This is a genomic window from Candidatus Alcyoniella australis (genome assembly GCA_030765605.1).
Taxonomy (GTDB): domain Bacteria; phylum Lernaellota; class Lernaellaia; order JAVCCG01; family Alcyoniellaceae; genus Alcyoniella; species Alcyoniella australis.
Genome location: JAVCCG010000093.1, coordinates 35,170 through 60,027, shown reverse-complemented (window position 1 = coordinate 60,027; position 24,858 = coordinate 35,170). Strand labels below are relative to the sequence as shown.

The window sequence follows — 24,858 nt, the reverse complement described above, 5'->3', positions numbered from 1 at the left end:
GTTCCGAGGGCTGTAGACCGCGGTCCTGGGCAGGACGTTAAACGGCCCGTTGATTACAATAGCCCGGTTCCATCCGTGGGGCCGGGCTTCTGTTTTTCAAAGGCTAAGTCTTTGTTGCCCCGCCGAAGCACGGCGTGATAGATTTCGAAAGTTACAACCGCAATCCGAGGGGTGGGCAAGTGGAACAGGAACACCGTGTTCAGATGCGCGTCAGCAAGTACCTGTTGGCCAAGGTCAAGACCGAACAAGGATCTTTTTTCGCCTATGTGCAGGACGTAGCCACGGGCGGCATCGGCATGACGTGCAACCGCGATCTCGGGATCAACACCAAGCTTGAGATCACGGTCAACGTTCCCAACCGCAAGAACATCGAGATCTTGGGCTACCCGGTCTGGATCCGCGACCTGCCGGTGATCGCCCGCAATAAGTACATCTACGGCATCAAGGTTCCCAATCCGCCCGAGGATTATTCGGAGTACGTCGAGGAGCTGTTGCGCTACGAGTACGAGCGCCGCAGCCATCCGCGCTATTCGGATATGCTGGTGATCAAGAGCGACGACGTGCTCGACCTGCTCGACGCGGCCACGTCCGACGTCTCGGCCAAGGGGCTCTACGTCCGAACCAGCAGGCTGTTGGTGCGCGGTCAGCAGATCGAGATGCAGCTGATCGGCTCCGATCTGGCCGACCCGATTACCTGTCTAGTCGAGATCGCCAACAGCTTCACCTGCCAGGACGACAACCTCGACCATCCCTACGGCGCGGGAGTGCGGATCATCTCGTTTTCCAAGGAGAGCGCCGGGCGCTTCAGCCAGTACATCAAACAGCTCGAAGAGCTGTACAAGTTCCATTGGCCCGACGGCAAGGCGCCCGAAGGGGTCCAGCCCTCCGAGGTCGAGGTCGGCACCGACAATCTATAACAACCGCGTATTCCCCTTTTCGTTTATCAACGATCCTCTCCGCGTCGCAGCATGTATCATTGCACCACGTGCTTGGTGCGTTAGCATGTTTTATCACCTTTCTAAGTTGCCCTCTATTTCAGTCACAACCCCGACGAACAGCCGCGGGTCGGCCGCGTAGCGGCGGCCCTCGAGGCGGACCTCGACGTACAGCCCGCGCAGCCTGATCAACTCCAATCGCTCGTCGCCGCGCAACGAGACCTGCTGCGTTGTGCTGTCCAGCGGATCGAGCTGCGCCGGTCGATCCAGGCCCGAGCGCACTACGGCAAAGGCGCGAATCGTATGTCCGGTGCGAAAGCGATTGGCCGTGTCCAGGCTGTCGGCACAGGCCAGGTCGGCGCGGTTGGCCGCGCGCACCTGGAGTAGCGCGTCGTCGAGCATCAGTCCGTCGGTCTGGCGGTGGACGGCCACCGCGCGCAGCAGTTGCATCCGAAACAGCGTGCGCACCCAAAGCTTGCGGATCAGATCGGCCGCGTCATCCTCGCGCTCTGGCAATGCCAGGGCCAGGGTTCGGTCGGGCTGCGCCGGCGGCGCGGCGGGCGCGTTGCAACGCGCAGCGGCCAGCGGCATCTCGCGGCCGAACAGCAGCTCGTTTGCGCCGGTCGACTCGCAGCCGCAGCCGGCCAGCGCCAAGCTCCACAGCTCGATCTGAACGTTGGTCAGCACCGCGTCCCCGGCCAGCCTCCCTTGCAACACAGCCTCGGGCGTCAGGTCGGGAACTCCGGCCGGAGCTGCGGCGCAGACCAGCAATGCGATCAGTGTCAGAACCACGCTCTTCATCGCTCTATATTTGCATATCCGGCCAGTATCTTGACAGGGTGCGGGAGCGCCGCTAGTTTGAGCGGTCAGGGGGGATCGATGAGAAGATACTTGCCCGTATTGGTCGCTGTTTTACTGATGGTTTGCGCCTCGCCCGCCACGGCGAAATCCAAGTACCTCAACGCGGTGCACCTGCAGGTCGGCGGCGGCTACGGTTTCATCGCCTCGGGGCGCATCGACAACAACGAGACGCTGGACGACGCCGAGTTCTCCAACGGCAGCCTATACAATGTTCGCGGCGGCGCCTCGATCCGGATCACCTCGGGCAAAAATGCGTTCTTCGGCTTGGCCGGTCACTACCGCTCGGCCCGCGGCACGGTGGACCTGGAATACGACATCAAGGACACGCTCCGCGACAAAGAGATCTCGGTGCAGAACACCAGCATCGAGTTCTTCTTCGGCTGGCAGTTCCTCAACCGCGACATCAGGCCCTACGTCTACGGCGGCATGGGCTATGCGCTGAGCAGCCTGCGGATGGTCTACGACGACGAGGACCACCGCGCCTCCCTCGAGGGCAACAACCTGCCGTTCTTTGCGGCCGCCGGCCTGGACTACATGGTCAAGAAGCGGGTGAGCATCGGCGGCACACTGCGAGCCGAGTACGTCTACAACCTGGCGCAGTACGGCGAGGGGAACATCGAGGTCCGCATGGATTACGTGCCGATCTCAGCCCTGTTCCACGTGGGGATCCACTTCTAGTAGCCGCGAATCACTACGGCTTAAATACAGCGTGCCTTGCTGCGACGGCACCTTTGAGGTGCCCCCTGCCGCGTCTACTGCGCCGGGGGCGGGTCGAGCTCGCGGAAGCTCAGGACCCAGCCCAACTTGTCCAGCAGGGCCGCGGGATCGATTCGCTCGTACCCCAGTTCGCGCGCCAGCTCCTCGCCGCTCATGCGGTTGCCTGACGACCACAGCGATTGCAGATAGGCCCCGGCCTCGGGGCTGCGATACCACTTGTCGCCGAAGCGCTCGCGCAGCCGCTGGCCCAGCATCGCCTCAAGCCACCAGGCGCGCAGATAGTCCGCGGAGTAGAAGTAGTCGTCCAGGTCGATCATGTAGCGCTCGCCGTCGCCCGCGTCGAGCTCGATGCCGTAGGCGCGGCCTAACAGCTCGCGGTAGCGCAGCTGCGGATTGTCAACGCCGCGGTGCAGCTCGACCTCGTAGATCACCTTGGCCGCATAGCGCCGGGCCATCATCAGCTTTTCGAACGCCGCGAATTGCAGGTAGTGCGCCAGGTCGGCGCCGGTAATCCCCAGCTCATCGCGCACGAAGTACGGGTATTCGAACAGCGAGTCGAACAAGAAGGCGTAGGTCTCGGTCACGGTGTAGGGGCCCAGCTGCTGAAATTCGAAACGCTTTGCAGTGGTCCAGGCGTAGTGCTGGGTGTGCCCCATCTCGTGGAACAGCGTCTTGTAATCCGAGTCGCCGCCCGCGGGCTTGATGGTCAGCCGTACATCTTGGGGTACGCGCATCGGGTAGCACGCGGCGCGCGGATTCTTCTTTTCGCGCGCCTCGTCGTCCACCGTGACGTTGGACATCGCAAGCAGGTCGATGCCCATCCCCAGCAGGGTGCGCCGCATCAGCGGCATCATCTGCTCGACCGGGAAGTAGTGCTCGTACTTGGCGTTCTGCAGCAGCCGACCGATGTCGCAACGCCGCAGATGCTCGGCCGGAAATCCCATCTGCTTGGGACTCACGCGACGCAGCAGGTCGATGTAGAGATAGTCGGTCTCGGTGAGGAAACTCTCGCAACGCACGGCGAGCAGCTCGAGGTCCGCATCGCGCAGATCGCCCGAGAGTTCGACGTAGCCCGCGTATCCCAGGCGTTGCGCCAGCTCGCGCGCCACGCGCTCCTTTTCGAGCAGCAGCGGCTCGAGCTGCGCGTAGACCGGCAGCACCGCGTTGGAGATCCGGCCGCGCCGGTCGTAGTCAACCTCGTTGCGCAGCAGTCGCGAATACTCAAAGTAGGCGAACTGTTCGCCGTCGACCGTGATTACGGCCTCGATCTGACCGTTGGTCACGTGATCGTCGATCTGCACCGTGCGCTTGGAGATGATCTCGGAGAGCAGGTAGACGCGGAAGTACTCCAGGGCCCGCGCCGTCTCGGGGTCGGTCTCGGTGGCAATGGCGCGGCGCGCCAGCTCCACCGTGGCTTCGGAGAACAGCGCGTCGTGCCCCGCGTAGGTCGAGGCGAAGTCCACCGGCTCGCCAAAGACCCGCGCGCGCCAGCCCATCTGCATCTGCTCGTAGATCAGCTCCTCAGCCTCGGCGCGAAACGCGTCGAGCATTGCTCTCTCCTCTGCACTCAGCGGTGTGTATTGCGCGGCCGACTGCTCGACCGCAATGTTCGCCGCGATTGCCGCGTCGTCCGCAGACTGCTGCGCCGCGCTTTTGCCCGCGCAACCCGCGCAGCACAGCAGCAGCGCCAGCAGCGCGACCAGCGCGGTTCTCAAGCGGTGCTCCCGCCGTCGACCACCATCACCTGGCCGGTGACGAACGACGCGGCGTCCGAAGCCAGGTACACGGCCATGCCCGCGATCTCGTCGGGCTCGCCGATGCGTTTGATCGGCTGCATCTCCAGCACCTTGTCCAGAATCTCGTCGCTGCCCCACAGCGCGGCGGAGAACTTGGTCTTGATCAGCCCCGGCGCAATGGCATTGACGCGCACGCCGTCGCCGCCCCACTCCCAGGCCAGCACGCGGGTCATCTGCATCAGCCCGGCTTTGCTCATGCCGTAGACCCCCAGGCCCGGCGCGTTGCGGAACGCCGCGGTGCTCACCACGTTGACGATCGAGCCGTTGCCGCGCTGGCGCATGCCCTCGGCCAGCAGCTTGCTCAGGAAGAACGGCCCCTTGAAGTTGACGGCCATGATCTTGTCCCAGGCCGACTCCTCCACGAACTGCGAGGGCCCGAATACCGGGTTGGTCCCCGCGTTGTTGACCAGCACGTCGACCTGGCCCATCTCGCTGATTGCGGTGTCGGCCAAGCGCTGCACGTCCTCGAGCTTGCCCACGTGGGCCGGCACCACCAGCGCCTTGCGGCCGAGCTGCTCGACCTTGACCTTGACCTGTTCCAGAGCCTCGGCCTTGCGCGAGGAGAGCACTACATCGGCCCCGGCCTCGGCCAGCGCCAAAGCGATCGCCTCGCCGATTCCACGGCTGGCGCCGGTCACCAATGCGACTTTGCCCTCGATTTTGAATCTATCGATCATCGGATCCTCCTTGAAACATAATGTCGTTGTCTGCGGCCGGATCAGAAGCGCAGGGCCAGCTCCATCTTGAAGCCCTCGAAGCTCGGCACCTCGCGGCACATCCCGGCCGAGCAGGCCACGCCGCCCTTCTGCCTGCCGTAGAACAGCTTGACGCTGGCCTGGCTCAGCGGCTGCACCAACGCCTCGATTGACCAGAAGTTCTCGTCCGGCTCCTCCGAGCCGATCTGCTGCGCGCCGCCTGATCCGGCCGAGGCCTGGGGCTCGTCCGAGCGCTCGTAGCTGCCGGTGAGCGAGACGTAGGGGCTGAAGGCGTAGCCCAGTTGGTAGAGTTCCGAGCCGTACTCGGTGTCGCTTTGCAGTCCCCAGCCGTAAAAGGTCTTGACGTGGAACGCGGCAGTGAACGAGTGCGGGCCGTAAATCGGCGCGCCGCCGTCGAGCTCGCCGTGAACCCAGCGGCCATCGGGCTTCTCGCGGTACCCGCCGTGGGCAAAGACGAACGCGGCGTTGTCGAAAGTCTTGTCCAGGCCGCCCCAGACGTGCTTGGTCTCGTGCTCGATCACGCGCTTCGACAAGTCGTAGTGCGCCTGAAGGTCGGCGGGCAGCTCCTCGTGGCTGAACACGTGCAGATAGCTCAGGCTGCCGTTCACGTCGATCAGCGGGATGTCGTACTGCGCGCCGAGGCGGCCGCCGATCTCGTCGTCGTAATGCGGAGTCTCGCCAAAGGCGACCTTGGGGTTCTCCAGGCTCGGCGGCTCGGAGTACGGGTGCTCGAACAGGAAGTAGTCCTTGTACTCAAAGGTCATGGTCAGCGGACCGGCGTAGCCCACGGCCGAGGCGTAGCCGCCGCGCCCCTCGCTCAGCTCGTCGGGAATCGGCCGTTTACGGTCGCGCAGCTCGAGCCAGGCGTACTCGGCGTAGAACGCGCCGTGCCGCAATATGTTCGGCATGTCCAGGCTCAACGAAAGGGTCTGCCAGGTGTCGTCGGCCTCGAAGTCGACCGGATCGACCTCGGGGTCAATCCGCTCGTAGACAGCGGCGTAGTGCCCCGCGGCAGTGAACCAGCCGGGCAGGCTCAATCCGGTGTGGCCGCCCCAGGCCAGGTCGCGGTCGGGCCAGTCCGGCGGCGAGTCCTCGAGATCACCGAGCTTGGGCGGCTCGCCCACGCCCTGGAATTCGAAGTTGGGCCGCACCTCGTCCTCGTCCAGCGGGTTGATACTGCCGGCGAAAGATCCGTAGTTGAACCAGTCGTTGTTCACCTCGAGCAACGCGCCTTGCAACGTGGTGTCCTCGCCGAACTCGTCGACCTTTTTCAGCGCGAACGCCAGCCCCCGCCCCTCCTGCACGAACGAGTCGCCCAGTCGCACGCGCACCGGCCGTTTGTTGGCCTCGATGAAAAACTTGCGCACGGTGTAGCGCCCCTGGAACTCGGTCTCCTCGCCGACCAGGAACGTCTCCACGTCGTAGCGCAGGCCCACCAACAGCGCGCCCTTCTTCACTTGCAAGTTCAGCCGGTTGATCAGCGCCCAGAAGTGCTGGTCAAGGTCTGCGGTTGTCTGGTCGTGCACCAGCTTGAGGTTGTTGTTGATGTTGACCGCGTCGGTCACCGGGGTCTTGAACTTGAATGCCTGGGCCGGGGCCGCGGCCAACAGCAACGCCAGGACCGCAATCAGCGCCGCGCTGCGCAGGCGCATTATTGGGCCTCCAGCAACTGCTTGATTTTAGTCTCCAGCGCCTGCTCGTCTCCGGGTGAGAATCCCTCGTGCACATACTGGATCGTCTTGTCCTTGGCGATAATCAGGGTGTAGGGAAACTTGCTGTTGGGATTGTATTGAGCCAGCACCTGGTTGTCCTGGTCCAGCAGCACCGGGTAGCTCACCTTGGAGCGCCGCATGGTCGGTCCGACCTGGGCCACGGAGCTTGAGTTGTCGGCCGAGATCCCGAGCACCACCAAGCCCTGGTCCTTATATTGCTGGTAGAGCTTCTCGAGCTGAGGATACTCGCGCTCGCAGGGCTTGCACCAGGTGACGAAAAAGCTGACCAGGATCACCTTCTCGCCCAGAAAGTCGGAGAGGTAGACGGTGCGCCCCTCGAGGCTCTTCAGGCCGAAGTCCACGGCCTCCTCGCCCAACCCTTGGGCAGCGACGGGAACGAACAACAGGGCGCAGATCAGCGCAACGGGCAGGGCCTTGGCAATCGGTGTCATCTTCACTCCGTGTCGTATCTACCGTGGCCGCAGCAGCAGCGTACGGCCGGGTGGTCGTCAGTAGGCGACGACGTTGCTCAGGCCCGAAACATTGTCCGGGTCCGGCCCGCCCACCAGGGTCAACGCGCTGCCGGTCCAGGCGTAGACCAGCGGCTGGCGTAGCGCGGAGTCGAGCCCCTCGCCCACCACGTAGCCCGTGGTCAAACCGGCCAGGGAGCAGCCCAGGTAGTTCTCGTCGTCGAGGGTTGTAGTCGGTGTAGCATCGGTCAGCCCGGCCCCGCCCTTGTACCAGACGAAGCCGTCCTCCGCATCGTTGTCAAAGCCCGCGACCAGCAGCAGCCCGGAGATCGCGTCCACGCAGTTGACCTGGCCGTGGGCGATCTTGGCCGGGATTGTCAACGCCGACCAGGTCGAACCGTCGTAGCTCAGCACAAACGGGGCGCCCCCGGCGCCGGCCGCGCTCTCGCCGCCGCCTACGTAAATCTCGGTGGCCGAAACCACGGACACGCTGCGCAGCCAGGCGTCGTAGCCGATCGCCGGCAAAGTTTCGGCGGACCAGGTTCCCTTGGTCGGGCCGTAGCTCAATACCACCGGCGCACCACTGACCAGATTCTGGCCCACGGCCCAGGCCTCGCCCGAGGCCAGCGCGTCAACGTCGAGTAAGGTCACGTCCTGCGCCGCAACGGGCGAAACGTCGGTCCAAGTGCCCGAGTCGAGCTGCAATATCAGGCCGTCGGTATCCCCGCCGTCAGCCGCTGCGCCCACGGCCCAGCCCGCGCCTGCGCCGCTGAACGCCATGCCCTGCATGCTCCAGTCCTCGGCCTGGGAGGGCAGTGTCTGCTCGGTCCAGGTCGTGCCCTCGTACTTGTAGATCGAGCCTTCCAGGGTATCGCTGGCCGCGACCATGCCGCTGATGTAGATCTCGTCCGCGGCCATGCGCACCAGGTCGGTGGGAGTCATCGCGAAGCTCTCCAGCCCACTCCACGAGTCGGCGCTGCCCGAGTAGAGCTTGGTCAACACCAGGTTCTTGTCCCCGGCGATCAGCGCGTTGGCGTAATCGTCGTCATCATCATCATCGTCGTCGTCGTCGTCGTCGAGATCATCGTCGTCGTCGTCGTCGAGATCATCATCGTCGTCGTCGACCAAATCATCGTCATCGTCGTCGCCGATGGAGGCGCTCCCCGGGTCGTCCTCCTCCTCGCACGAGAGGACCGCAAAGCACAGGCAAAAGGCCAGCAACAGGGTAAACAGGCTCACAAAGTAACGGTTTTTCAGCATCGCAATCTCCTCCGGGATATCGACACAGAAGTATATATCGACGTTGATTACAAGACCAGCCGCAACTTGCCCGTACGCTTTACGCAGATTTGGGATTTGCCACGCGCCGTGTTGACACCCGTTAAAGCCGCTGCTAGCCTAAAAAGGAGCTATCTGCGCGTTTTTGTCTGCGCTTTTACCGTAACGAGCAAGGCGCACAGTATGAAGAAGAATACCGTTTCCAGGGGTCCACAGCAGACCTGGGGGATTGCCAGATGGGAAAAGTGATCGCCGTCGCCAGCCAGAAGGGAGGCGTTGGCAAGACCACGTCGACCATCAACCTGGCCGCCTCGTTGGCCTCAATGAAATGCCGCACCGTGGTGATCGACCTGGACGAGCAGAACGCCGTGGGGCTCGGCCTGGGGCTCTCGCGCTCGCAAATGGAGCGCGGGATCTACGACGTGTTCATGGGCAAGCGCAAGCTGGCCGAGATCATCCAGCCTACGGGACTTAAATGGCTCAAGGCGATTCCCTACGGCCGCGGCACCATGGCCGAGGAGTTCGAGAAGTTCGTCAAGCAGCGCGGCAGCGCGCCGCTGCTTAAGAAGTACATCGAGGCCATCCGCCGCTCGTGCGACTTCATCCTCATCGACTGCCCGCCGGGCATGGGCGAGATGACGATCTACGCGCTGTCAGCCTCGGACTCGGTGCTGGTGCCGATGCAGTGCGAGCCGCTGAGCCTCAAGACCCTGACGCAGATCCTCAAGATCATCCGCAAGATCCGCCACAACGTGAATCCCGAGCTGGTGATCGAGGGGCTGCTGCTGACGATGTACGACGAGAACTACCGCATCGCGCGCGAGGTGGTGCAGCAGGTCTGGGCCACTTTCCCCGAGGAGGTGGTATTCAAGACCGTGATCCCGCGGATGGAGGAGTACTCGACGATCTTCGCCATCGGCAAGCCGCTGATCCTTCAGGACCCCAAGAGCGAGGTCTCCCGCGCCTATCTGCAGCTGGCCTCGGAGGTCTACAAGAAGTACCAGGACCAGATCAAGGTCGATAAAGCCGGTGGAGGCGCCGCCTAGCAACGGCACCTTTAAGCTGCCACAAAACTCGCGCAGAACGCCGGTTGTAATCCAACGGCCCACCCCGCCACGTGGGGGGTGGGGTAATTACCCACCAGCCCCTACTTGCGTTTGACGTGCGAGAGGTAGCCGTGCCGTGCCGTGCTGATCTCGGAGGCGGTGACAAAGGCGTCGGGCTCCAGCTTGTTGATGATGTCCAGGGCGTGGGGCAGAAAGCGGCGTTTGACCACCGCGCGGACCATGGTCACGGCCCCGTCCTTGCCCCAGCCGTCGAACTCGGTCACGCCGAACCCCGCGTCGCGCAGCTCGCCCGCGATCAGGTTCCAGGTCTTGGGCGCGAAAACCGTCAACACCTGGTTGCCCATCGCCAGCCGCTGATCGATGTGTCCGCCGAGGATCGTACCCGCGGTGAACCCGCCGCAGTAACCCAGGAACTTCCAAACGCTGTCCATGTTGTTCACCACCTGGCTGATGGCGAACAGAAACACGGCCACCTCGAAAAAACCGATCACCCCGGCAATCACCTTGCGTCCGCGGATCATCAGCAGTATCCGCATCGTGCCCATAGTCACGTCTGTCAAGCGACACAAGAAAATCAACAGTCCGCCCAGAATCGCCGCCATCTCGGACCTCCGCAGTCCCGGTCCGGCCCGTGAAGTGCGCCGGACTCATCGGGATAATGCTTCGGGCGTCTGCCGAACACAATAGAACGCACGACACAACCGGGTGCACATTGGTAATCCATGCCGGTTGACACGGCAGTACCGCTCGGATAATGCTGAAAGGCGAAAGACTTATGGAGGCGGGCTGATGAAGCGTAAAGGGTTCACGCTGATTGAGCTGCTGATTGTAATCAGCATCATCGGCATCCTGGCGATGATCGCCATTCCCTCGTTCTTGAGCCTCAGAGCCCGTGCGCGCGATGCCGCGGCCGAGAACCTGGGGCGCACCGCCGCCCTGGCCGAGGAGATCTATTTCCAGAGCGCCGGCGGCGTGCTCTCCGGCTCCTACACAAGCTCGATCTCCAATCTGATCTCGCTCAACGAGGAGCTCGACGACGACCCGGACATCAGCTGGGACTTCGGCGCAAGCAACAAGTTCGGCTTCACCTTCACCGTCTGGCACGACTTGGGAACTGAGCGCTACGTGATCACCGACCACTCATACTAAACATGGCCCGGCCAATTAATCCGGCGCGCCCTTTTCGATAAACTACAATGTCTCCCATGGTCGGCCCGCGGTCCGCAACGTGGTTGATCCTACTTGTGCTGTTCCTCGGCCCGACGGCGCAGGCCAGCCAACCGGGCTTCGCAACGCTGAAAAACAGCCTGCCTCCGGGTGCGGCCATCGAGCGGGTCGAGCAGCTCGACGGCGACTATCACATTTACCTCAGCCTGCCGCAGCCGACCATCGACCAGCTTGCGGCCGAGCTGCTGGCCCAGGCCCTGGCAACGAGCATGGTCGATACCCCGGCGGGCACGGCCTGCCTGGTGTTCGGCCGCGGCCCCGGAGTCGAGGACTTTCGGCCCTTGGGCAAGTTGATCGACCCCGGCGAGCCTGTGCCGCAAAAGCCGTTCGAGGCGCATGGGTCCAAGTCATTGCCCCATCCCGGCCAGCCGCAGCCCGCGGGCTTTCTCAGCGGCCGCTCGATCTTTCTTAGCGCGGGGCACGGCTGGTACTTGCACGAGACCTACGGCTGGATTACCCAGCGCGGCAACACCAACGGCCTGGTCGAGGATTTCCTCACGGCCGAGACCGTGGACCAATACCTAGCGCGCTACCTGTACAACGCCGGTGCCGGGGTCTACACCACGCGCGAGCGCGACATGCAGACCCGGGAACTGGTGATCGACAACAACGACGAGGCCTGCACGCTCAGCGGCCCGTGGCAATGCTCCACAACCACCCCGGGCTATTACGGCGCGGACTATTGCTACACCCCGGTGTCGCTGGTCGAGACCGCGCTGGCGCAATTTACGGCCGAGCTGCCCGCGGACGGCTATTACCACGTGGGCCTGTGGTACAACGGCGGCGCCAACCGCTCCACGGACGCGCGGGTGGTGGTGGGCCACAGCGGCGGCCAGACCGTGCACACCATCGACCAGCAGCGCGACGGGTTCACGTTTAACAACCTGGGCCGTTACTACTTCATTGCCGACGATCCGCCCGAGCGCCGCTCGGTGGTGGTGAGCAACATGGGTACGGATGCCGGCCGCTACGTGATCGCCGACGCGGTGCGCTTTGGCGGCGGCATGGGTTCGGAATCGCAGAAGCCGCGTTGGGAGGAATCCGGCCTGTACTACGCGCCGCTGATGGGCTGCCCCGAGTGCGCCTCGAACACCGTGACCAGCATGCCGCGCTATGCCAAGTGGGAGAACGAGGCCTGGGAAGATTCGATCTACGTCTCGTTTCACACCAACGCCCCGGACCCGGGGCGCGGCACCAGCGTCTTCGCCTACTCCTCGGCAGGCTGGGACGGACCGTTCGACGGCGTAGCCGGATCGCTGGAGCTACGCGCGGCGATTCACGACGAGCTGATCGCCGACCTGCGCGCGGGCTGGGATGCGGACTGGACCGATCGCGGCGAGCACACCAATTGGTACGGCGAGATCAACCCGAACTACAACGACGAGATGCCCGGCGCACTGCTCGAGCTGGCGTTCCACGACACTCCGGCCGACGCCGCGGCGCTCAAGGAACCGGCGTTCCGCGAGCTGGCCGCGCGCTCGATCTATCAGGCGATCGTGCGCTACTTTGCAGTGCGCGACGGGATCGAGCCGCACTTCCTGCCCCAGCCGCCCACGGACCTGAGCGTTACCTACGAAGGGAACCAGGATGTTTATATCCACTGGCAGGAGCCCTCTTCTGACAACGGCGGGATCTACGGCGATCCGGCCGAGTTCTACACGGTTTACGTCAGCGAAAACGGCCGCGGCTTCAGCGTTGCCGCACAGGTGCCGGACGAATACACGTCGATTGAGCCAACCGTCGACGGTCCGCTGTACTTGCGGGTCAGCGCCACCAACGCCGGCGGCGAGAGCTTCCCCAGCGAGACCCTGGCCGTCTACCCGGGCGACGACCATCGACAAGTGCTGCTGGTCTCGGGATTCGACCGACTCGACAGCGGGCAGAACGTGATCGAGCCCTACTACGGCGGCGGCGAGATCGAGCGCATGTACCTGGAACATATGAACAGCTTTGACTACACCATCGCCTACGCCCAGGCCCTGGCCCAGGCCGGGGTCGGTTTCGACTGCGCATCCCACAACGCCCTGATCGATGGTCGGGTCGACCTCAATCACTATGACGCGCTGTTCTGGATTTTGGGCGAGGAGTCAACCCAGGACGAGACCCTCTCACTGGTCGAGCAACAGTTGTTTTCGCGCTATGGACCATCATTGTTCATCTCGGGCAGCGAGATCGGTTGGGACTTGGCGGCCAACGGCTCGCAGGCGGACCAGACGTTCTACGCCGATTACCTGGGTGCGAGCTACCAGGCCGACGACGCGGGAACCGGCAGCGTGATCGATCCGAGCTTTGGGATTTTCGCCGGAATCGGGCCCTTCGAGTTCGACTACGACCAGGCCGCAATCTACGCCGCCGACTGGCCCGACGCCATCGATCCGTTGCCAGGGTCGGACGTGGCGCTGCTCTACCGCGACGGCGACCACGCGGCCGCGATTACCCATGAGGCGGACACGTACCGCGTGGTCTATCTGGCCTTTCCCTTGGAGACCGTGCTCTCCGCGGACGTGCGCGCCGAGCTGATCGCCGCGGCCGTCGATTATCTGGTGCCCGATCTGGACGACGACGACGATGCGAGCGACGATGACGACGACGATATGATTGACGATGACGACGACACGGGCGAGGACGACGATGACGACAACGAATGTTGTGGATGACACCGTGCAACAATTGAGGATTGATCAATGAGACGCATCTTCAGACGGACGGTTGTTACGCTGGCCCTGGCGATTATTTTTACCGCGTCCGCAGCAGCACAGATCGAACAGTTGCCCGGTTTTCCCCAGACCGTGGCGCTCAACAGCATGTTCTGGGGCCAGCACGGCCTGACGGTCGCGGACATCGACGGTGATCCGCAACTCGAGCTGATCGCCGCCACCATGGGTCAGCGGCTGATCGCCTGGGATCCGGACGGAACCGAGCTGTTCAACGTGGCGCTCAGCGGCCTGGCCGCGACCCCCGCGGCCGTGGGCGACGTGCTGGGCGACTCGTCCCCGGAGATCGTAGTCAACACCCGCGACCTCACCGGGGGCAATCCTCAGCCCAAGCTGCACGTGTTCTCCGGCAGCGGCGCATTGCTGAACTCCACGGCCCTGCCGCACTCGGGCGCAATGTACAACGAGCCGACCCTGGCCGACCTGGACGGTGACGGCAAACTCGAGATCATCGTCGGTGAACACGGCAGCGGCGTGGGTTACCTCTACGCCTATAACGGCGACCTGAGCGCGGCGGCCGGTCCCTGGCCCGTGGCCCTGGATCACGTGCCCGCCACCTCCGCGGCAGTGGGCGATGTGGACAACGACGGCCAACCCGAAATCGCGATCTGCTCCTTTCGCAGCCTGTACTTGTTCGAGCGCGACGGCGCGCTGATGGACGGTTTTCCGCGGACCATCGCCGATGAGACCTACAGCTACGGCAGCCCGGCGCTGGTCGACCTGGACGGCGACGGCACGCTGGAGATCCTCAGCGTGACCCACGGCGATCTCAACCGCGTGCACGCCACGGACATCGACGGCGCGGAGCTTGAGGGCTGGCCTTTTGATCTGGGCGACGCCTGGAGCTACTGTCCGCCGGCAGTGGGCGACATTGACCAGGACGGCAATCCGGAGGTTGTCGTGGGCCGCGCGGGAGGACTGTACGAGGCCGACAACCTTTTCGTGATCGAGCACGACGGTTCGGCATTCCCCGGCTTCCCGCTGTTGATCACCGGCGGGGTCGAGGGCAACATTGTGCTGGCAGACATCAGCGGCGACTCGCGGCTGGAGATTATCTTCACCAACAATCTGCGCGACGGCGACTACGGCTTTGTGTTCGGCGTGGACGCCCAGGGCGCGGCCCTGCCCGGCTTCCCCCTGCGGCCCTACGGCATCGTCTACCTCAACGGCCCGACCCTGGCCGACCTGGACCGCGACGGCAGCCCCGAGCTTGTGGTGCTCGGATCGTATCTTGAGCAAAGCCAGGGCTCGGTCAACGTCTACACCTGCGCGGACTGGAGTTTTGGCCCGGGCATGGTCCACTGGGCCACGTCCCAGGCCGACAATCGCCGCAGCGGGATGTATAATCCATATCTGCCCGACGATGACGACGACGACACGGGCGATGACGACGATGCGGACGACGATGACGCGGGTGGAGGTGACGACGATGATTGCCCGGGCGACGACGACACAGGCGACGATGCGGTTTGCTGCGGCTAGTCTGCTCGCCGTGCTGCTGATAGTCGCGCCGAGCTTGAGCGCGTGGGCCGACGACCAGGTTGCGCAGACAGACGGCGTTCAAGAGCTCGGGCTCTCGCCGGTCTACCTGGGATACCTTGATTACCGCACTCTCGCCCCGGCCTATGCGGGCCCGCGTCCGCCGATCGAGGCGTTCGACCTCAATTCAATGGGCCTTGAGGCCTCATTGACGCCGCGCTATACGCCCCCCGAGCAGCCGATTGCCGGACCGTTGCTGCTCGATTTCGACTCGCGCGGTCGGCTGATCTACCGCGATGGGTTCGACGACCCGTTTGAGCCCGAGTTTCTGCGCACACACGCCTACCAACGCGCAGGCGGCATGCTGGTCGAAACAGCGCTGTATCTGCTGATCGACTCGATCACCGGCAATTGATGCATGGGCAACCCGTGCTGGTATTGCTAAGATGCTCGTTGTGAAACCTTTTACACACACTGCTGTCATAGAAAGCTGATGGATGTCCGATAGGCCCCGGAAACCGGACCCAGACGTTGAGCTGATCAAACGGGTCAAAACAGGGGATAAATCGGCATTCAATACCCTGGTGGTGAAGTATCAGGGCCGGGTCTACAGCCTGACCCTGAGAATGGTGTCCAACCATCACCTTGCAGAGGAGTTGACGCAGGAGATCTTCTTGAAAGTTTATCAGAAGATCGGAAGTTTTCGCGGCGAGGCAATGTTCTCGACCTGGCTGTACCAGGTATCGGCGAACCACACTCGCAACAAGCTTAAATACCTCAAGCGCCGCGCCTACTTCCGGACTCAATCGTTGGATCAGCCGCTGGAAACCCAGGACGGTGAAATGCCGCGCCAGGTGGCGGACGATACCTTCGATCCTGAGAAAATGGCGGGCAGCGCGGAGATTCGCGGGATAGTACAGTCCAAAATCGCTGATCTTCCCGAGGATTATCGATTGGTGATCCTGCTGCGCGACATCCAGGGACTGAGCTACGAGGAGATCGCCAAGGTCACCGGAGCGGTGGAGGGCACCATTAAAAGCAGATTGCACCGGGCGCGCAACATGCTCAAGGAGAGCCTGCGCACGGTGCTCAGCGAGGGGATATAGACCGGGAGCCATGAGTAAAATCACGCACGAACAGGTCCTCGCGCAACTCTCCGAGTATTTCGAGGGCGAGCTGGACAACGCACGATCCGCGGCGTTTGACGAGCATCTCGCGGGCTGCGCCGATTGCCGGCGCGAGCTCGAGCTGATGTCGCGAACCGTCAAGCTGCTCGGCGCTTTGGGCGAAGAGCCGGTCCCGGCCGCGTTGCGCGCCAGGGTGATGGAGCGCATCGAGCACGATCCATGGTGGCGCAAGGTCAGCCGGGCGCTGCTGGGCGAGGGGCGCTACGTTCCTGCGCGCGCCCTGGCCTACGTGTTCCTGGCGGTCTTCCTCGGAGTGGTGCTGGTCCAATTCCCCTTTGGCTCGTTCCAAGACAACTACATACAAAGCGGCCGGGTGATGGTCGACGCCAACAAGTCCCAGCCCGCGCCTGCGGTGCCGCCGGTCGACGCGCCAATCGAACTTGCCGAGCTCGAGGCTGCGCACGATGAACTCGAGACCGTCGCGCTGGTAGCCGAAGGCGAGACGTCTGCCGGGATGCTCGACGACGCTGTGGACCGCCTGGCCCAGGTCGAAGAATCGGATGCAACAGCGGGGCTGGACGCCGTGGCCCTGGGCGGGCATCCGTCGCGAACCGAAGAGCGGGCCCGATCGATCGAGTCCTCGGGCCTAGGCAACATGGTTGACGAATCACGCGCGATGCAACCAGTAGAAGCGCGCGAATCCAGCGTTGTAACCGGGACCGCGGGCGGTGCGCTGGCCCCGGCGCCGCCTGCCCAAGAGCACAAGAGTGTGGCCCTCTCGCCCGACGAGCCCGATGACAAGGAACTTGCCGCAACATCGACAATCGAACAGCCCGCCATGCCCTGGGGCGCGCTGGAGGCCTCACCGACTCCGGTGGGCGGCGTGGAGTACACCAGCTCGCGCACGCCCCGCTCCGACTCCGAGCCGGTCTGGCCCTCGCGGCTGTTCGGCGAACGGCTGCGCGAAAGGATGGCGCCCAAGCCCGAGGCGCAGCAGCCCTCACCGCCGCTGTTCGGCGCAGTCCCGTCCGAGCGCGGTGAATCAGAGGAAGAAGCTCTGGACGTCGACAAGCCGCTCGCGGGCGTCGAACTGCCGTTCATCGAGCAGTACTCGGGGGTCTACAGCGGCGTGACGACCCGCAGCCAGCTGGTGCTGCACGACGCAGGCAGCTTCGCAGCGCTGTGGAATAAAATCTTCGGCATCACCGTACCTCTACCCGATGTGCCGCCGGTGGACTTCGAGCACAACTTCGCCGTGGCTGCGTTCCTGGGCGAACGCGCGTCCGGCGGATTCAAGGTGCGAATCGAAAACGTGCTTTGGAGCACCGACCGGCTGGTGGTTTACGTCAATCAATCGCTGCCCGACCCGAACAGCGCCGTGACCCTGGCTTTAACCCAGCCGTACCACGTTGTGATCCTGCCCAGACAGGTGCCGGGAACCGACGTCACTATCGGCCGCGACGTGGTAGTCGAGTTCGTCCTGCACTAAGCGGCGGCTTGGAGCCGCTGCAAAACTCGCATACTCCCATAGTCGTTCACCGATAAATCCTCTCCGCGTAGGGGCAAACTTCGTTGACGAACCCTCTTAAATAATCCAGGCGGCTTGGAGGCGGCCTAGAGCCGCTGCAAAACTCGCGAACAACCATAGTCGTAATCCAACGATCCTCCCCGCGGCGGCGGCTTAGAGCCGCTGCAAACACGCGAACAACCATAGTCGTAATCCAACGGCGAGCGTTTACCGCAATATTGTCTTCCCCATATCCACTCCTCCCCTGAGGGTAAGTGGTAGCGTTAGGTTAATTTCGTATTTAACCCGTGCTTGATATATGTTAGTTTCTGCTCGGCTTATCGAGCGTCCGACCTCGCCCACATAAAAGATTTAAAAATCTACGGAGCGGATTTTGGCGGAAGAGCCCAGGTGGAAAAAGTACCTCAGGGTGCTGTTCTTCCTTTTCGTATTGTACCTATTCTTCATCAGCATCGAATCGATGGGCGGGGCGCTCAAGCTCTTCGGCCGCGGGTTCGCCGAAAGCCTGATGCAGGCCACGACCAACCCGTTCGTTGGCCTGCTGATGGGCCTGTTGGCCACGAGCATCATCCAGAGTTCGTCGTCCACGACCTCGATTATCGTCGGTATGGTCGCCTGCGGCTCGCTGACCCTCGAGGGCGCGATCCCGATGGTAATGGGCGCCAACATCGGCACCAGCGTAACCGCGGTGCTGGTCTCGTTGGGGCACATCACGCGCAAGGCCGAGTTCAGGCGCGCGTTTATCGGCGCAACGATGCACGACATGTTCAACATCATGGCCGTGATCATCGTCCTGCCGCTTGAGATCTCGACCCACTTTCTGGCGCGCAGCTCGATGTTCATCGCCCTGACCCTCGAGGGGGCCGGTGGACTAAAGTTCGTCAGCCCGTTGAAGCTGATCGTCTCGCCGGTGGTAAAGCTGGCCAGGGAGCTGTTCGTCTGGATCGGCGGCGAATCGACGACCACGGCGGCGGTACTGATGCTGATCTTCGCCCTGCTCCTGCTGTTCCTCAGCCTCAAGCTGATGGTCGGCACGATGAAGAAACTGATCTTCGGCCGGGTCGAGTCGATCATGCACGACTACCTGTTCAAGAGCACCTTGCGCGCATTGGTGATCGGAGCGGCGATCACCGCGCTGATCCAATCCAGCTCGATCACCACCTCGCTGGTTGTTCCGCTGATGGGCGCCGGGATTCTCTCGCTTGAGGCGGTCTTCCCCTTTACCGTGGGCGCGAACATCGGCACGACCGTCACCGCCCTGCTGGCCTCGTTGGTCACCGGCCAGGCAACTCCGCTGGCCGTGGCGTTGTCCCACCTGTTGTTCAACATCTGTGGAGCTGTGGTGTTCGTACCACTGCGCAGGATTCCCATCGGTGTGGCCAAGCTGCTTGGGCGACTGGTCGACAAGGGCAGGATCTTCGCCTTCCTTTACGTTTTGCTAGTATTTTTTGTAATACCCATAGCGTGCATCCTCATCTTTGATTAGCCTGTCGGGTTTGAGAAAGGGAGAGAAAGTATGTTCACGAGATTCTTCAGGGCTCTGAGCACGGGCGATTTATTGCAAAGCGCCCTGAAGCAGGCCAACTCCATGCTGCAAATCTCAGAGGAGATGTTCATCGCGGTCACCGACCTGCTGCTCTACCGCAAGCCGCTGCTGTACGACATCTACCGCCAGGACCAAGAGATCAACCGGATGGAGATGGAGGTACGCAAGAAAGTACTTGAGCACCTCTCGCTGTACCCCAAGCAGGACATTGTCGCCTCGCTGACCCTGACCACGATGATCGTCTCGGTCGAACGCCTGGGCGATTACTCCAAAAACATCTACGAGCTGGCCTCTCTCTACCCTGAATCGTTCGATGGCGCGCCGTGCGCCACCGACCTGGTCGAGCAGACCAAGAAGGTGCTCAGCGAGTTCGGGCTGACCACCAGGGCGATCAAGCACGAGCTGCGGGATGACGCCCAGACCGTGCTGGTCATGCACCGCTCGATCTCCCAGGCCTGCGACCAGATCGTCGGCAACTATGCCAAGAGCGGCGTGGGGAACGCCAAGGAAGCCGTGATGTGCGTGCTGTACTCGCGCTACCTCAAGCGCACCAGCGCCCACCTGATGAACATCGCCTCGATCGCCCTCAATCCGTTCGACCGCATCGGCTTCTACCCGCTCAAGGCGACCAAGGCCGAGGAACTCGAGTCGATCTTCGGCTATGCCTCGGGGCCCGAAAACGAGGACGACGAATAGGCACCGTACAACTCGCGAGCGGACCAGGCGCGTAGTTCAACGGAACTCTCCGCGACGCGGAGTGGGTGCTTCTACTACAAACAGGGAACTGCGCGAGCCGGGCGGTTGCCGGTCAGTGTTCCAACACGATCTTGATCGCGCCTGAGCGGCCCTTGTCCAGAAACAGCTTGACCGCGTCGCTCCAGCGCTTCATCGGCAGGCGGTGGGTGATAAGTCCCTCGGCCGGGAAGCGCGGGTCGGCCAACAGCTCGGCCGCGCGCTCAAAGGTGTTGCGGCCGTCGGCCTCCACCGCGTGGCTGTTGATCCCGTGCAGCGTGATCTCCTGGTTCCAGATCGGCGTGTAGTCGAACTTGCCCGGTGTCATGTTGATTCCCACCAGCACCACGTCGCCGCCCGCGCGCGCCAGTCGCAGCGAGCTTTGCAATGTGTGGTCGTTGCCCACCGAATCGTAGACCGCGTCGAATCCGCCGAGCAAAATCTGGTTGCCGAACATCCCGCGATGGTGCGCGCCGTCGGTAAGTCCGGCTGCCTTGCGCAGCAGGCCGTTGTCGTCGCTCAGCACTGCGGTCGCTCCCATGCGCCGGGCTGCCTCGCGCTGGAACTTGTGGCGCGCCAGCACGTAGACCTCGGCCTCGGGCTCCAGGGCGCGGGCGCAGGCTAGGCACAGCAGGCCGATGGTTCCCGCGCCGATCACCAGCAGTTTTTCGCCCGGCCGCGGCGGCCGTCGCAGTACGCCGTGCAGCGCGCTGGCCGTAGGCTCGATCAACTGCGCGCGCTCGTCGGACAGCTCGTCGGGGACCTTGAACGGCTGGGAGCGGTGCATCACCATCCGTGGTGAAAATCCGCCGCCAACGTTGACGATCGGCATCGGCCGCTTGCCCAGGTTCTCGCACAGCATGTAGCTGCCCTCGGCGCAACGCGCACAGGGCGGATCGATCTCGAGCTGAAAGCACGAGGGCCAGTCGATGCGCTGCACCACGCGCTGGCCCGGCGCGAAATCGCCGACATCGTCGCCAACCTCAAGCACCTCGCCCAGCAGCTCGTGGCCCAAGAACTTGCGCTGCAATCCCGGCAGCGCCGCGGGGAAGCTCAGCGGATCGAGATCCATCAGGATCAGGTGGATGTCCGTGCCGCACAGGCCGCAGCTTTTATTGCGCACTTTCAGCCAGCGCCCATTGGGCAACTCGGGCTCCGGGACCACGGCGTAGCGCACCGGGGCAAAGCGGCGCAACGCGGCCAGTTTGTCGACCTTGGACAGCGCCTTGACCGCCAGGATGCGCCGGATGTCGTTGTCGAAAAACAGCGCGCGCATCTACAGTGTTTCCAGGGCCGCGGCGACCGCGCTCTGGATATCGTCGGCATCGAGGGTGCTCAGCAGCAGGCTGGGCCGCAACAGCACGCAACGCCGGTCGACCTCGGCGGGCAGAGACAGCACGCCGTGGACCGCTAAAAGTTTGCATAGTTTACGCGCGCGGGCCTTGCTGCTTAGGCACAGGCTGATCAACAGGCCGCTTCCCTGCACCTTGTGCAGCTTGTTGCCGTGTTTGGCAGCGAGCTCCTCGCACGCCGTGCGCAGACGATCGCCCATTGCGCGCGCGTTGTGCCAGGGCTGCTGGGCCTGATAGATCTCCAGCGCCCGGCGCGCGACCAGACAGCCCAGGTCCGATCCGCCGAAGGTCGAAAGGTGGATCAACGGGTGGTCGTTCATAAAGCTGTTGACGCGCTGTGTAAACAGCGTGGCCGCGATGGGGAACAGGCCGCCGCCCAACGCCTCGCCCACGATCAGCACGTCGGGCTCCAGCCCCGCCTCCTCGAATGCGAAACGCGCGCCGCAGCGGCCGAACCCGCTCTGGGTTTCGTCGATCACAAACAACGCGCCGCGGCTGCGGCAGATCCGTTGCAGCTCGCGCAGCTGCTCGGCGTCAGCCTCGCGGCAGCCGTTCTCGACCTGGATCGGCTCGATCAACAGCGCGGCCGTGCGCTCGTCAATCGCCCTTTTCGCGGCCTCGAGATCGCCCCAAGTAAAGGTCGCGCACTGGGGCATGGCAGGCGCGAAGTCATCGGCGTCCTCGCGAGCCGATAGCGCCAAGGCGAACCCGGTCTGGCCAAAGCACGAGCCCTGGGGCGCGACCAGTCCTGGCCGCCCGGTAAATCCGCGGGCCAGCTTGCAGGCGAAGTCGAACGCCTCGCCGCGCATGACGCTGAACATCGAGCACTCCAGATCGCCCGGCGCGAACTGCGCCAGGGCCTGGGCCAGCTTGCCCTTCTCCTCGGAGATCATCGGGAAGTTGCCCTGATCGGTCTGTGCCATGGCTTCACGCACCGCGGCGACCAGCGCCGGATGGCGTCGGCCCAGGTTGTACGCGCCGGCTCCGCTCACGCAGTCGATGTAGCGCGCGCCGTGGCTTGACGCGACGTGCGATCCGCCGCGCGCCCCCTCGAACAGATCGTGTCCCAGCGCCTTGAGGCTCTCGACCTGCGCCGGTCCGAAGACCTCGGCCCAGCCTTTGAGCAGCCGTTGCCTATCAGTGCGGGCGCTCATCGCTCACCCCCTTTAAACGCGGACGATGCAGCCGCAGCCGCGTCCTCGACGCGTCGGATCAGGCCAAAGAGCACGATCTGCGCCTGCTCGTTGTTGAGCATTCGCAGCAACGCGGGCACGCGCGCTGCGGGCAGCGCCAGCGGCAGCAGCTTCTTCATCGAGTCAATCGAGTTGCGAATCGCAACGATCAAGCGTTCGAGCTGCTCATCGTTGATCACGATCGGCGCCATAAAGCGCATCACCTGGGGCGCGTTGCCCGAGTAGGCCGCGAACACGCCGTTCTGCGCCAGGGCGTCGGACATCATCGGCCCGAGGAACTCGTGGATGTACTCGATGCCGATCATCAGCCCCTTGCCGCGCACCTGTTTGATGATCTTCGGATTCTCGGCCATCAGTTGTTCCAAAACCTCGCGCAGCTTAGCTCCCTGGCGCTCGGCGTTCTCCCACAGCCGCTCGCGCACGATGAAGTCGATCACGGCCAGCGATACGCGGCAGCCCAGGTCGGTGCCGCCGGAGTAGCTGATGTGGAACTGCGGGTTGCCCTCGACGTAGGCCGCAAGATTTTCGCGCGGGCGATAGAGCACCGCCGCGTTGGGGTAAAGCCCCGCGCCGATCGACTTGGCCAGGGTCATCACGTCGGGAATCACGCCGGAGTGCTCGCAGGCCCAGAGCTTGCCCGTGCGGCCGAACCCGGTCTGGATCTCGTCGAAGATCAGCAGGCAGCCGTGCTCGTCGCACAGCCTGCGCAGGCCGCGCAAATATTGATCGTCGCCCACGAAGATCCCGGCCTCGCCCTGAATCGGCTCGACGATGATCGCCGCGGTCTGCTTGCCGACCAGGGCCTTGATTGCGGCCAGGTTGTTGAACGGCGCAAACTTGAAGCCCGGAATCAGCGGCTCGCAGTAGTCGCGATAGTGCTCTTTGCCGTTGGCCGAAAGGGCGAACCCGGTGTGCCCGTGATAGCCCTTGATCGTCGAAATCACCTCGGGGCGGCCCGTGGCCCCGCGCGCGAGCTTGATCGCGCAGTCCACCGCGTCGCCGCCGCCCGCGGCGAACAGTACGCGGCTCAGATCACCCGGCGCCAGCTCGACCAGCCGCCTGGCCAACTCCAGCTTGGCCTCGCTGGGCAGGTAGAACGAGCCCATGTCCAGCTCGTCCAACGCCGCGTCCAACGCGCGCATCACCTCTTCGTTGTGGCGACCGACGTTAAAGCAGCCGGCCGAGGTAAAGCAGTCGATGAACTCGCGACCGGTCAGCGGGTCGGTGAAGTTGACCCCCTTGCGCTGGGTCTCCAACACGTCGAGGTGCCCGGCCTTGAGGTACTTGACCTGGCCGAGGTTGACGTGCCTGCCGAATACCTTCTCAATCTGCTTCTTGCGCTGGGCGTCGATCCGAGGCTGGGATTCCGGCATCCGCTTACTCCTGTACGTTGAAAGTGGGGAACAGTCTAACCCAGGCTGGGACCGCTCAGAAAGTGGGCAGCTCGAACTGGCAGAGCACGCCCGCGTGGTCCGAGACCCATAGGCTCTCGATCGGTTCGTCGAACACGATCTCGCAGCTCACCACCGTGGTCGGCGCTTCCGCCGAGGGCACCAGGTAGATGTAGTCGATGCGGCGGTCCGGGTCTTCGGCCGGGAAGCTGTAGCCCGGATCGTCGGGGTTGATCTGGGACCAGGAGTCGAGCAGATCGCCGCTCTGCCCCTCATACTGGGCCTCGCCGCGCAAAAAGCGCATGGCCAGGGTCTCGGGCTCGGCGTTGAGGTCTCCGGCGAACCAGCCGGGCAGCCCGTTGCGCTGGCTATCGACGAACTCGTAGGCGGCCAACGCCTGGTCGGCCTTTTTATCCTCGTCGTCCGCGGTGGTCATGTGCGAGCAGGAGCAGGCCAGCTCGCCTTGGGGCGTGTCGGCGATCACGCCGAGCACCGCGCGGGTGAAAATTCCGCCCAGCTCGGGATGCGGCAGCTCGACCGAGTCGCTGGAGACGATCGGCCAACGGCTGAGCACGGCCACGCCTTCCTCAAAAATCAGCGGCACGTTGTGCGTGCGCAGCCAGACGTACTCATAGCCCGCAAGCCCGGCGATGTATTGCGCGCGGTTCTGCACGTCGCCGAACTGCACCACCTCCTGCAGCGTCACGAAGTCGACCTCACGTTCGAGCATCAGTTCGGCCACGAACCCGGCGCGACGGTCGATCTCGCGCGGGTTGAACCAGGCGTTCTGCAGGTTGATCGTCAGCACGCTGATCGTGCGATCGGGAGGCTCGATGTCGTCGTCATCGTCGAGGTCGTCGTCGTCCGCTGCATCGTCGCCATCCGCGTCGTCGTCGATCGGATCGTCACCGCCATCGTCGTTGTCTTCAACTGCGCAGGCGATGATCAGCGCCGGAATCAGCAGCGCGACCAGCAGCAACCAAACGAGTCCGCGGCGCTTCATCGCACCCTCCTCCG

General features: G+C 63.6%; 22 protein-coding genes. 11 read left to right on the top strand and 11 right to left on the bottom strand.

What is annotated here, in order from left to right; translation table 11 throughout:
• The first annotated feature begins 203 nt into the window (after positions 1-203).
• Positions 204-917 carry a PilZ domain-containing protein gene (locus P9M14_10545; GenBank protein ID MDP8256180.1) on the top strand — a complete coding sequence of 238 codons (714 nt, stop codon included), beginning with the start codon at positions 204-206 and terminating at the stop codon, positions 915-917.
• Positions 918-1,010: 93 nt separating this feature from the next.
• Here P9M14_10545 and P9M14_10540 read toward each other — a convergent pair whose 3' ends face one another.
• Positions 1,011-1,736, bottom strand: a complete 726-nt coding sequence (locus P9M14_10540; protein ID MDP8256179.1) for a hypothetical protein — start codon at positions 1,734-1,736, stop codon at positions 1,011-1,013.
• 78 nt (positions 1,737-1,814) lie between these two features.
• On the opposite strand from P9M14_10540, the gene P9M14_10535 reads away from it, so the two are divergent.
• A complete protein-coding gene (locus P9M14_10535) occupies positions 1,815-2,474 on the top strand; it encodes an outer membrane beta-barrel protein (GenBank protein MDP8256178.1) in 660 nt (219 codons plus the stop codon).
• A 74-nt stretch (positions 2,475-2,548) separates the two neighbouring features.
• On the opposite strand, the gene P9M14_10530 is transcribed toward P9M14_10535, so the two are convergent.
• From P9M14_10530 to P9M14_10510, 5 genes are read right to left on the bottom strand one after another with little or no spacing between them, the layout of a single operon-like run.
• Positions 2,549-4,228 carry a hypothetical protein gene (locus P9M14_10530; protein ID MDP8256177.1) on the bottom strand — a complete coding sequence of 560 codons (1,680 nt, stop codon included), beginning with the start codon at positions 4,226-4,228 and terminating at the stop codon, positions 2,549-2,551.
• Entirely contained in the window at positions 4,225-4,986 is a 762-nt protein-coding gene (locus P9M14_10525; GenBank protein ID MDP8256176.1) for an SDR family oxidoreductase, read from the bottom strand. Before P9M14_10525 ends, P9M14_10530 begins: the two co-directional genes overlap by 4 nt.
• Positions 4,987-5,027: 41 nt before the next feature.
• A complete protein-coding gene (locus P9M14_10520) occupies positions 5,028-6,677 on the bottom strand; it encodes a DUF6029 family protein (GenBank protein ID MDP8256175.1) in 1,650 nt (549 codons plus the stop codon).
• A complete protein-coding gene (locus P9M14_10515) occupies positions 6,677-7,189 on the bottom strand; it encodes a TlpA disulfide reductase family protein (protein ID MDP8256174.1) in 513 nt (170 codons plus the stop codon). Before P9M14_10515 ends, P9M14_10520 begins: the two co-directional genes overlap by 1 nt.
• A gap of 57 nt (positions 7,190-7,246) precedes the next feature.
• Complete coding sequence (locus P9M14_10510; GenBank protein ID MDP8256173.1) at positions 7,247-8,467, bottom strand: hypothetical protein; 1,221 nt, start codon at positions 8,465-8,467, stop codon at positions 7,247-7,249.
• 254 nt (positions 8,468-8,721) lie between these two features.
• Here P9M14_10510 and P9M14_10505 point away from each other — a divergent pair, with 254 nt between their 5' ends.
• Positions 8,722-9,531 (top strand): ParA family protein, encoded by an 810-nt coding sequence (locus P9M14_10505; GenBank protein MDP8256172.1) that lies wholly within the window; start codon positions 8,722-8,724, stop codon positions 9,529-9,531.
• Between the two features lie 101 nt (positions 9,532-9,632).
• Here the strand turns inward: P9M14_10505 and P9M14_10500 are convergent, their stop codons facing one another.
• On the bottom strand, positions 9,633-10,154 hold the full coding sequence (locus P9M14_10500; protein MDP8256171.1) for a DUF5698 domain-containing protein: 522 nt from the start codon (positions 10,152-10,154) through the stop codon (positions 9,633-9,635).
• A 187-nt stretch (positions 10,155-10,341) separates the two neighbouring features.
• On the opposite strand from P9M14_10500, the gene P9M14_10495 reads away from it, so the two are divergent.
• The 8 genes from P9M14_10495 (at position 10,342) to P9M14_10460 (ending at position 19,869) form a co-directional block, all read left to right on the top strand.
• Complete coding sequence (locus P9M14_10495) at positions 10,342-10,701, top strand: prepilin-type N-terminal cleavage/methylation domain-containing protein (GenBank protein ID MDP8256170.1); 360 nt, start codon at positions 10,342-10,344, stop codon at positions 10,699-10,701.
• 47 nt (positions 10,702-10,748) lie between these two features.
• Positions 10,749-13,436 (top strand): N-acetylmuramoyl-L-alanine amidase, encoded by a 2,688-nt coding sequence (locus P9M14_10490; protein MDP8256169.1) that lies wholly within the window; start codon positions 10,749-10,751, stop codon positions 13,434-13,436.
• A 27-nt stretch (positions 13,437-13,463) separates the two neighbouring features.
• Positions 13,464-14,975 (top strand): VCBS repeat-containing protein, encoded by a 1,512-nt coding sequence (locus P9M14_10485; GenBank protein ID MDP8256168.1) that lies wholly within the window; start codon positions 13,464-13,466, stop codon positions 14,973-14,975.
• Positions 14,956-15,387 carry a hypothetical protein gene (locus tag P9M14_10480; protein MDP8256167.1) on the top strand — a complete coding sequence of 144 codons (432 nt, stop codon included), beginning with the start codon at positions 14,956-14,958 and terminating at the stop codon, positions 15,385-15,387. Before P9M14_10485 ends, P9M14_10480 begins: the two co-directional genes overlap by 20 nt.
• 82 nt (positions 15,388-15,469) lie before the next feature.
• Positions 15,470-16,078, top strand: a complete 609-nt coding sequence (locus P9M14_10475; GenBank protein MDP8256166.1) for a sigma-70 family RNA polymerase sigma factor — start codon at positions 15,470-15,472, stop codon at positions 16,076-16,078.
• A 10-nt stretch (positions 16,079-16,088) separates the two neighbouring features.
• The gene (locus P9M14_10470) at positions 16,089-17,588 is read left to right on the top strand and encodes a zf-HC2 domain-containing protein (GenBank protein MDP8256165.1); all 1,500 of its coding nucleotides are present in this window, start codon (positions 16,089-16,091) and stop codon (positions 17,586-17,588) included.
• A 412-nt stretch (positions 17,589-18,000) separates the two neighbouring features.
• Positions 18,001-19,113: a Na/Pi symporter gene (locus tag P9M14_10465; GenBank protein MDP8256164.1), complete on the top strand. Its 1,113-nt coding sequence runs from the start codon at positions 18,001-18,003 to the stop codon at positions 19,111-19,113.
• 30 nt (positions 19,114-19,143) lie between these two features.
• Positions 19,144-19,869 carry a PhoU domain-containing protein gene (locus tag P9M14_10460; protein ID MDP8256163.1) on the top strand — a complete coding sequence of 242 codons (726 nt, stop codon included), beginning with the start codon at positions 19,144-19,146 and terminating at the stop codon, positions 19,867-19,869.
• Positions 19,870-19,981: 112 nt separating this feature from the next.
• On the opposite strand, the gene P9M14_10455 is transcribed toward P9M14_10460, so the two are convergent.
• From P9M14_10455 to P9M14_10440, 4 genes are read right to left on the bottom strand one after another with little or no spacing between them, the layout of a single operon-like run.
• Positions 19,982-21,181: a zinc-binding dehydrogenase gene (locus P9M14_10455; GenBank protein MDP8256162.1), complete on the bottom strand. Its 1,200-nt coding sequence runs from the start codon at positions 21,179-21,181 to the stop codon at positions 19,982-19,984.
• Positions 21,182-22,411, bottom strand: coding sequence for an aminotransferase class III-fold pyridoxal phosphate-dependent enzyme (locus P9M14_10450; GenBank protein MDP8256161.1), 1,230 nt, complete (start codon positions 22,409-22,411; stop codon positions 21,182-21,184).
• Positions 22,408-23,823 carry an aminotransferase class III-fold pyridoxal phosphate-dependent enzyme gene (locus P9M14_10445; GenBank protein MDP8256160.1) on the bottom strand — a complete coding sequence of 472 codons (1,416 nt, stop codon included), beginning with the start codon at positions 23,821-23,823 and terminating at the stop codon, positions 22,408-22,410. Before P9M14_10445 ends, P9M14_10450 begins: the two co-directional genes overlap by 4 nt.
• A gap of 55 nt (positions 23,824-23,878) precedes the next feature.
• On the bottom strand, positions 23,879-24,844 hold the full coding sequence (locus P9M14_10440) for an endonuclease/exonuclease/phosphatase family protein (protein ID MDP8256159.1): 966 nt from the start codon (positions 24,842-24,844) through the stop codon (positions 23,879-23,881).
• Between the last annotated feature and the right edge of the window lie 14 nt (positions 24,845-24,858).

What these genes read in the sequence shown, in the direction of transcription:
- P9M14_10440 (MDP8256159.1), bottom strand. Translation starts at nt 24,844, where the DNA reads ATGAAGCGCCGCGGACTCGTTTGGTTGCTGCTGGTCGCGCTGCTGATT.
- P9M14_10510 (MDP8256173.1), bottom strand. Translation starts at nt 8,467, where the DNA reads ATGCTGAAAAACCGTTACTTTGTGAGCCTGTTTACCCTGTTGCTGGCC.
- P9M14_10495 (MDP8256170.1), top strand. Translation starts at nt 10,342, where the DNA reads ATGAAGCGTAAAGGGTTCACGCTGATTGAGCTGCTGATTGTAATCAGC.
- P9M14_10445 (MDP8256160.1), bottom strand. Translation starts at nt 23,823, where the DNA reads ATGCCGGAATCCCAGCCTCGGATCGACGCCCAGCGCAAGAAGCAGATT.
- P9M14_10480 (MDP8256167.1), top strand. Translation starts at nt 14,956, where the DNA reads ATGCGGTTTGCTGCGGCTAGTCTGCTCGCCGTGCTGCTGATAGTCGCG.
- P9M14_10505 (MDP8256172.1), top strand. Translation starts at nt 8,722, where the DNA reads ATGGGAAAAGTGATCGCCGTCGCCAGCCAGAAGGGAGGCGTTGGCAAG.
- P9M14_10525 (MDP8256176.1), bottom strand. Translation starts at nt 4,986, where the DNA reads ATGATCGATAGATTCAAAATCGAGGGCAAAGTCGCATTGGTGACCGGC.
- P9M14_10460 (MDP8256163.1), top strand. Translation starts at nt 19,144, where the DNA reads ATGTTCACGAGATTCTTCAGGGCTCTGAGCACGGGCGATTTATTGCAA.
- P9M14_10500 (MDP8256171.1), bottom strand. Translation starts at nt 10,154, where the DNA reads ATGGCGGCGATTCTGGGCGGACTGTTGATTTTCTTGTGTCGCTTGACA.
- P9M14_10535 (MDP8256178.1), top strand. Translation starts at nt 1,815, where the DNA reads ATGAGAAGATACTTGCCCGTATTGGTCGCTGTTTTACTGATGGTTTGC.
- P9M14_10520 (MDP8256175.1), bottom strand. Translation starts at nt 6,677, where the DNA reads ATGCGCCTGCGCAGCGCGGCGCTGATTGCGGTCCTGGCGTTGCTGTTG.
- P9M14_10515 (MDP8256174.1), bottom strand. Translation starts at nt 7,189, where the DNA reads ATGACACCGATTGCCAAGGCCCTGCCCGTTGCGCTGATCTGCGCCCTG.
- P9M14_10490 (MDP8256169.1), top strand. Translation starts at nt 10,749, where the DNA reads ATGTCTCCCATGGTCGGCCCGCGGTCCGCAACGTGGTTGATCCTACTT.
- P9M14_10545 (MDP8256180.1), top strand. Translation starts at nt 204, where the DNA reads ATGCGCGTCAGCAAGTACCTGTTGGCCAAGGTCAAGACCGAACAAGGA.
- P9M14_10470 (MDP8256165.1), top strand. Translation starts at nt 16,089, where the DNA reads ATGAGTAAAATCACGCACGAACAGGTCCTCGCGCAACTCTCCGAGTAT.
- P9M14_10475 (MDP8256166.1), top strand. Translation starts at nt 15,470, where the DNA reads ATGTCCGATAGGCCCCGGAAACCGGACCCAGACGTTGAGCTGATCAAA.
- P9M14_10450 (MDP8256161.1), bottom strand. Translation starts at nt 22,411, where the DNA reads ATGAGCGCCCGCACTGATAGGCAACGGCTGCTCAAAGGCTGGGCCGAG.
- P9M14_10540 (MDP8256179.1), bottom strand. Translation starts at nt 1,736, where the DNA reads ATGAAGAGCGTGGTTCTGACACTGATCGCATTGCTGGTCTGCGCCGCA.
- P9M14_10455 (MDP8256162.1), bottom strand. Translation starts at nt 21,181, where the DNA reads ATGCGCGCGCTGTTTTTCGACAACGACATCCGGCGCATCCTGGCGGTC.
- P9M14_10485 (MDP8256168.1), top strand. Translation starts at nt 13,464, where the DNA reads ATGAGACGCATCTTCAGACGGACGGTTGTTACGCTGGCCCTGGCGATT.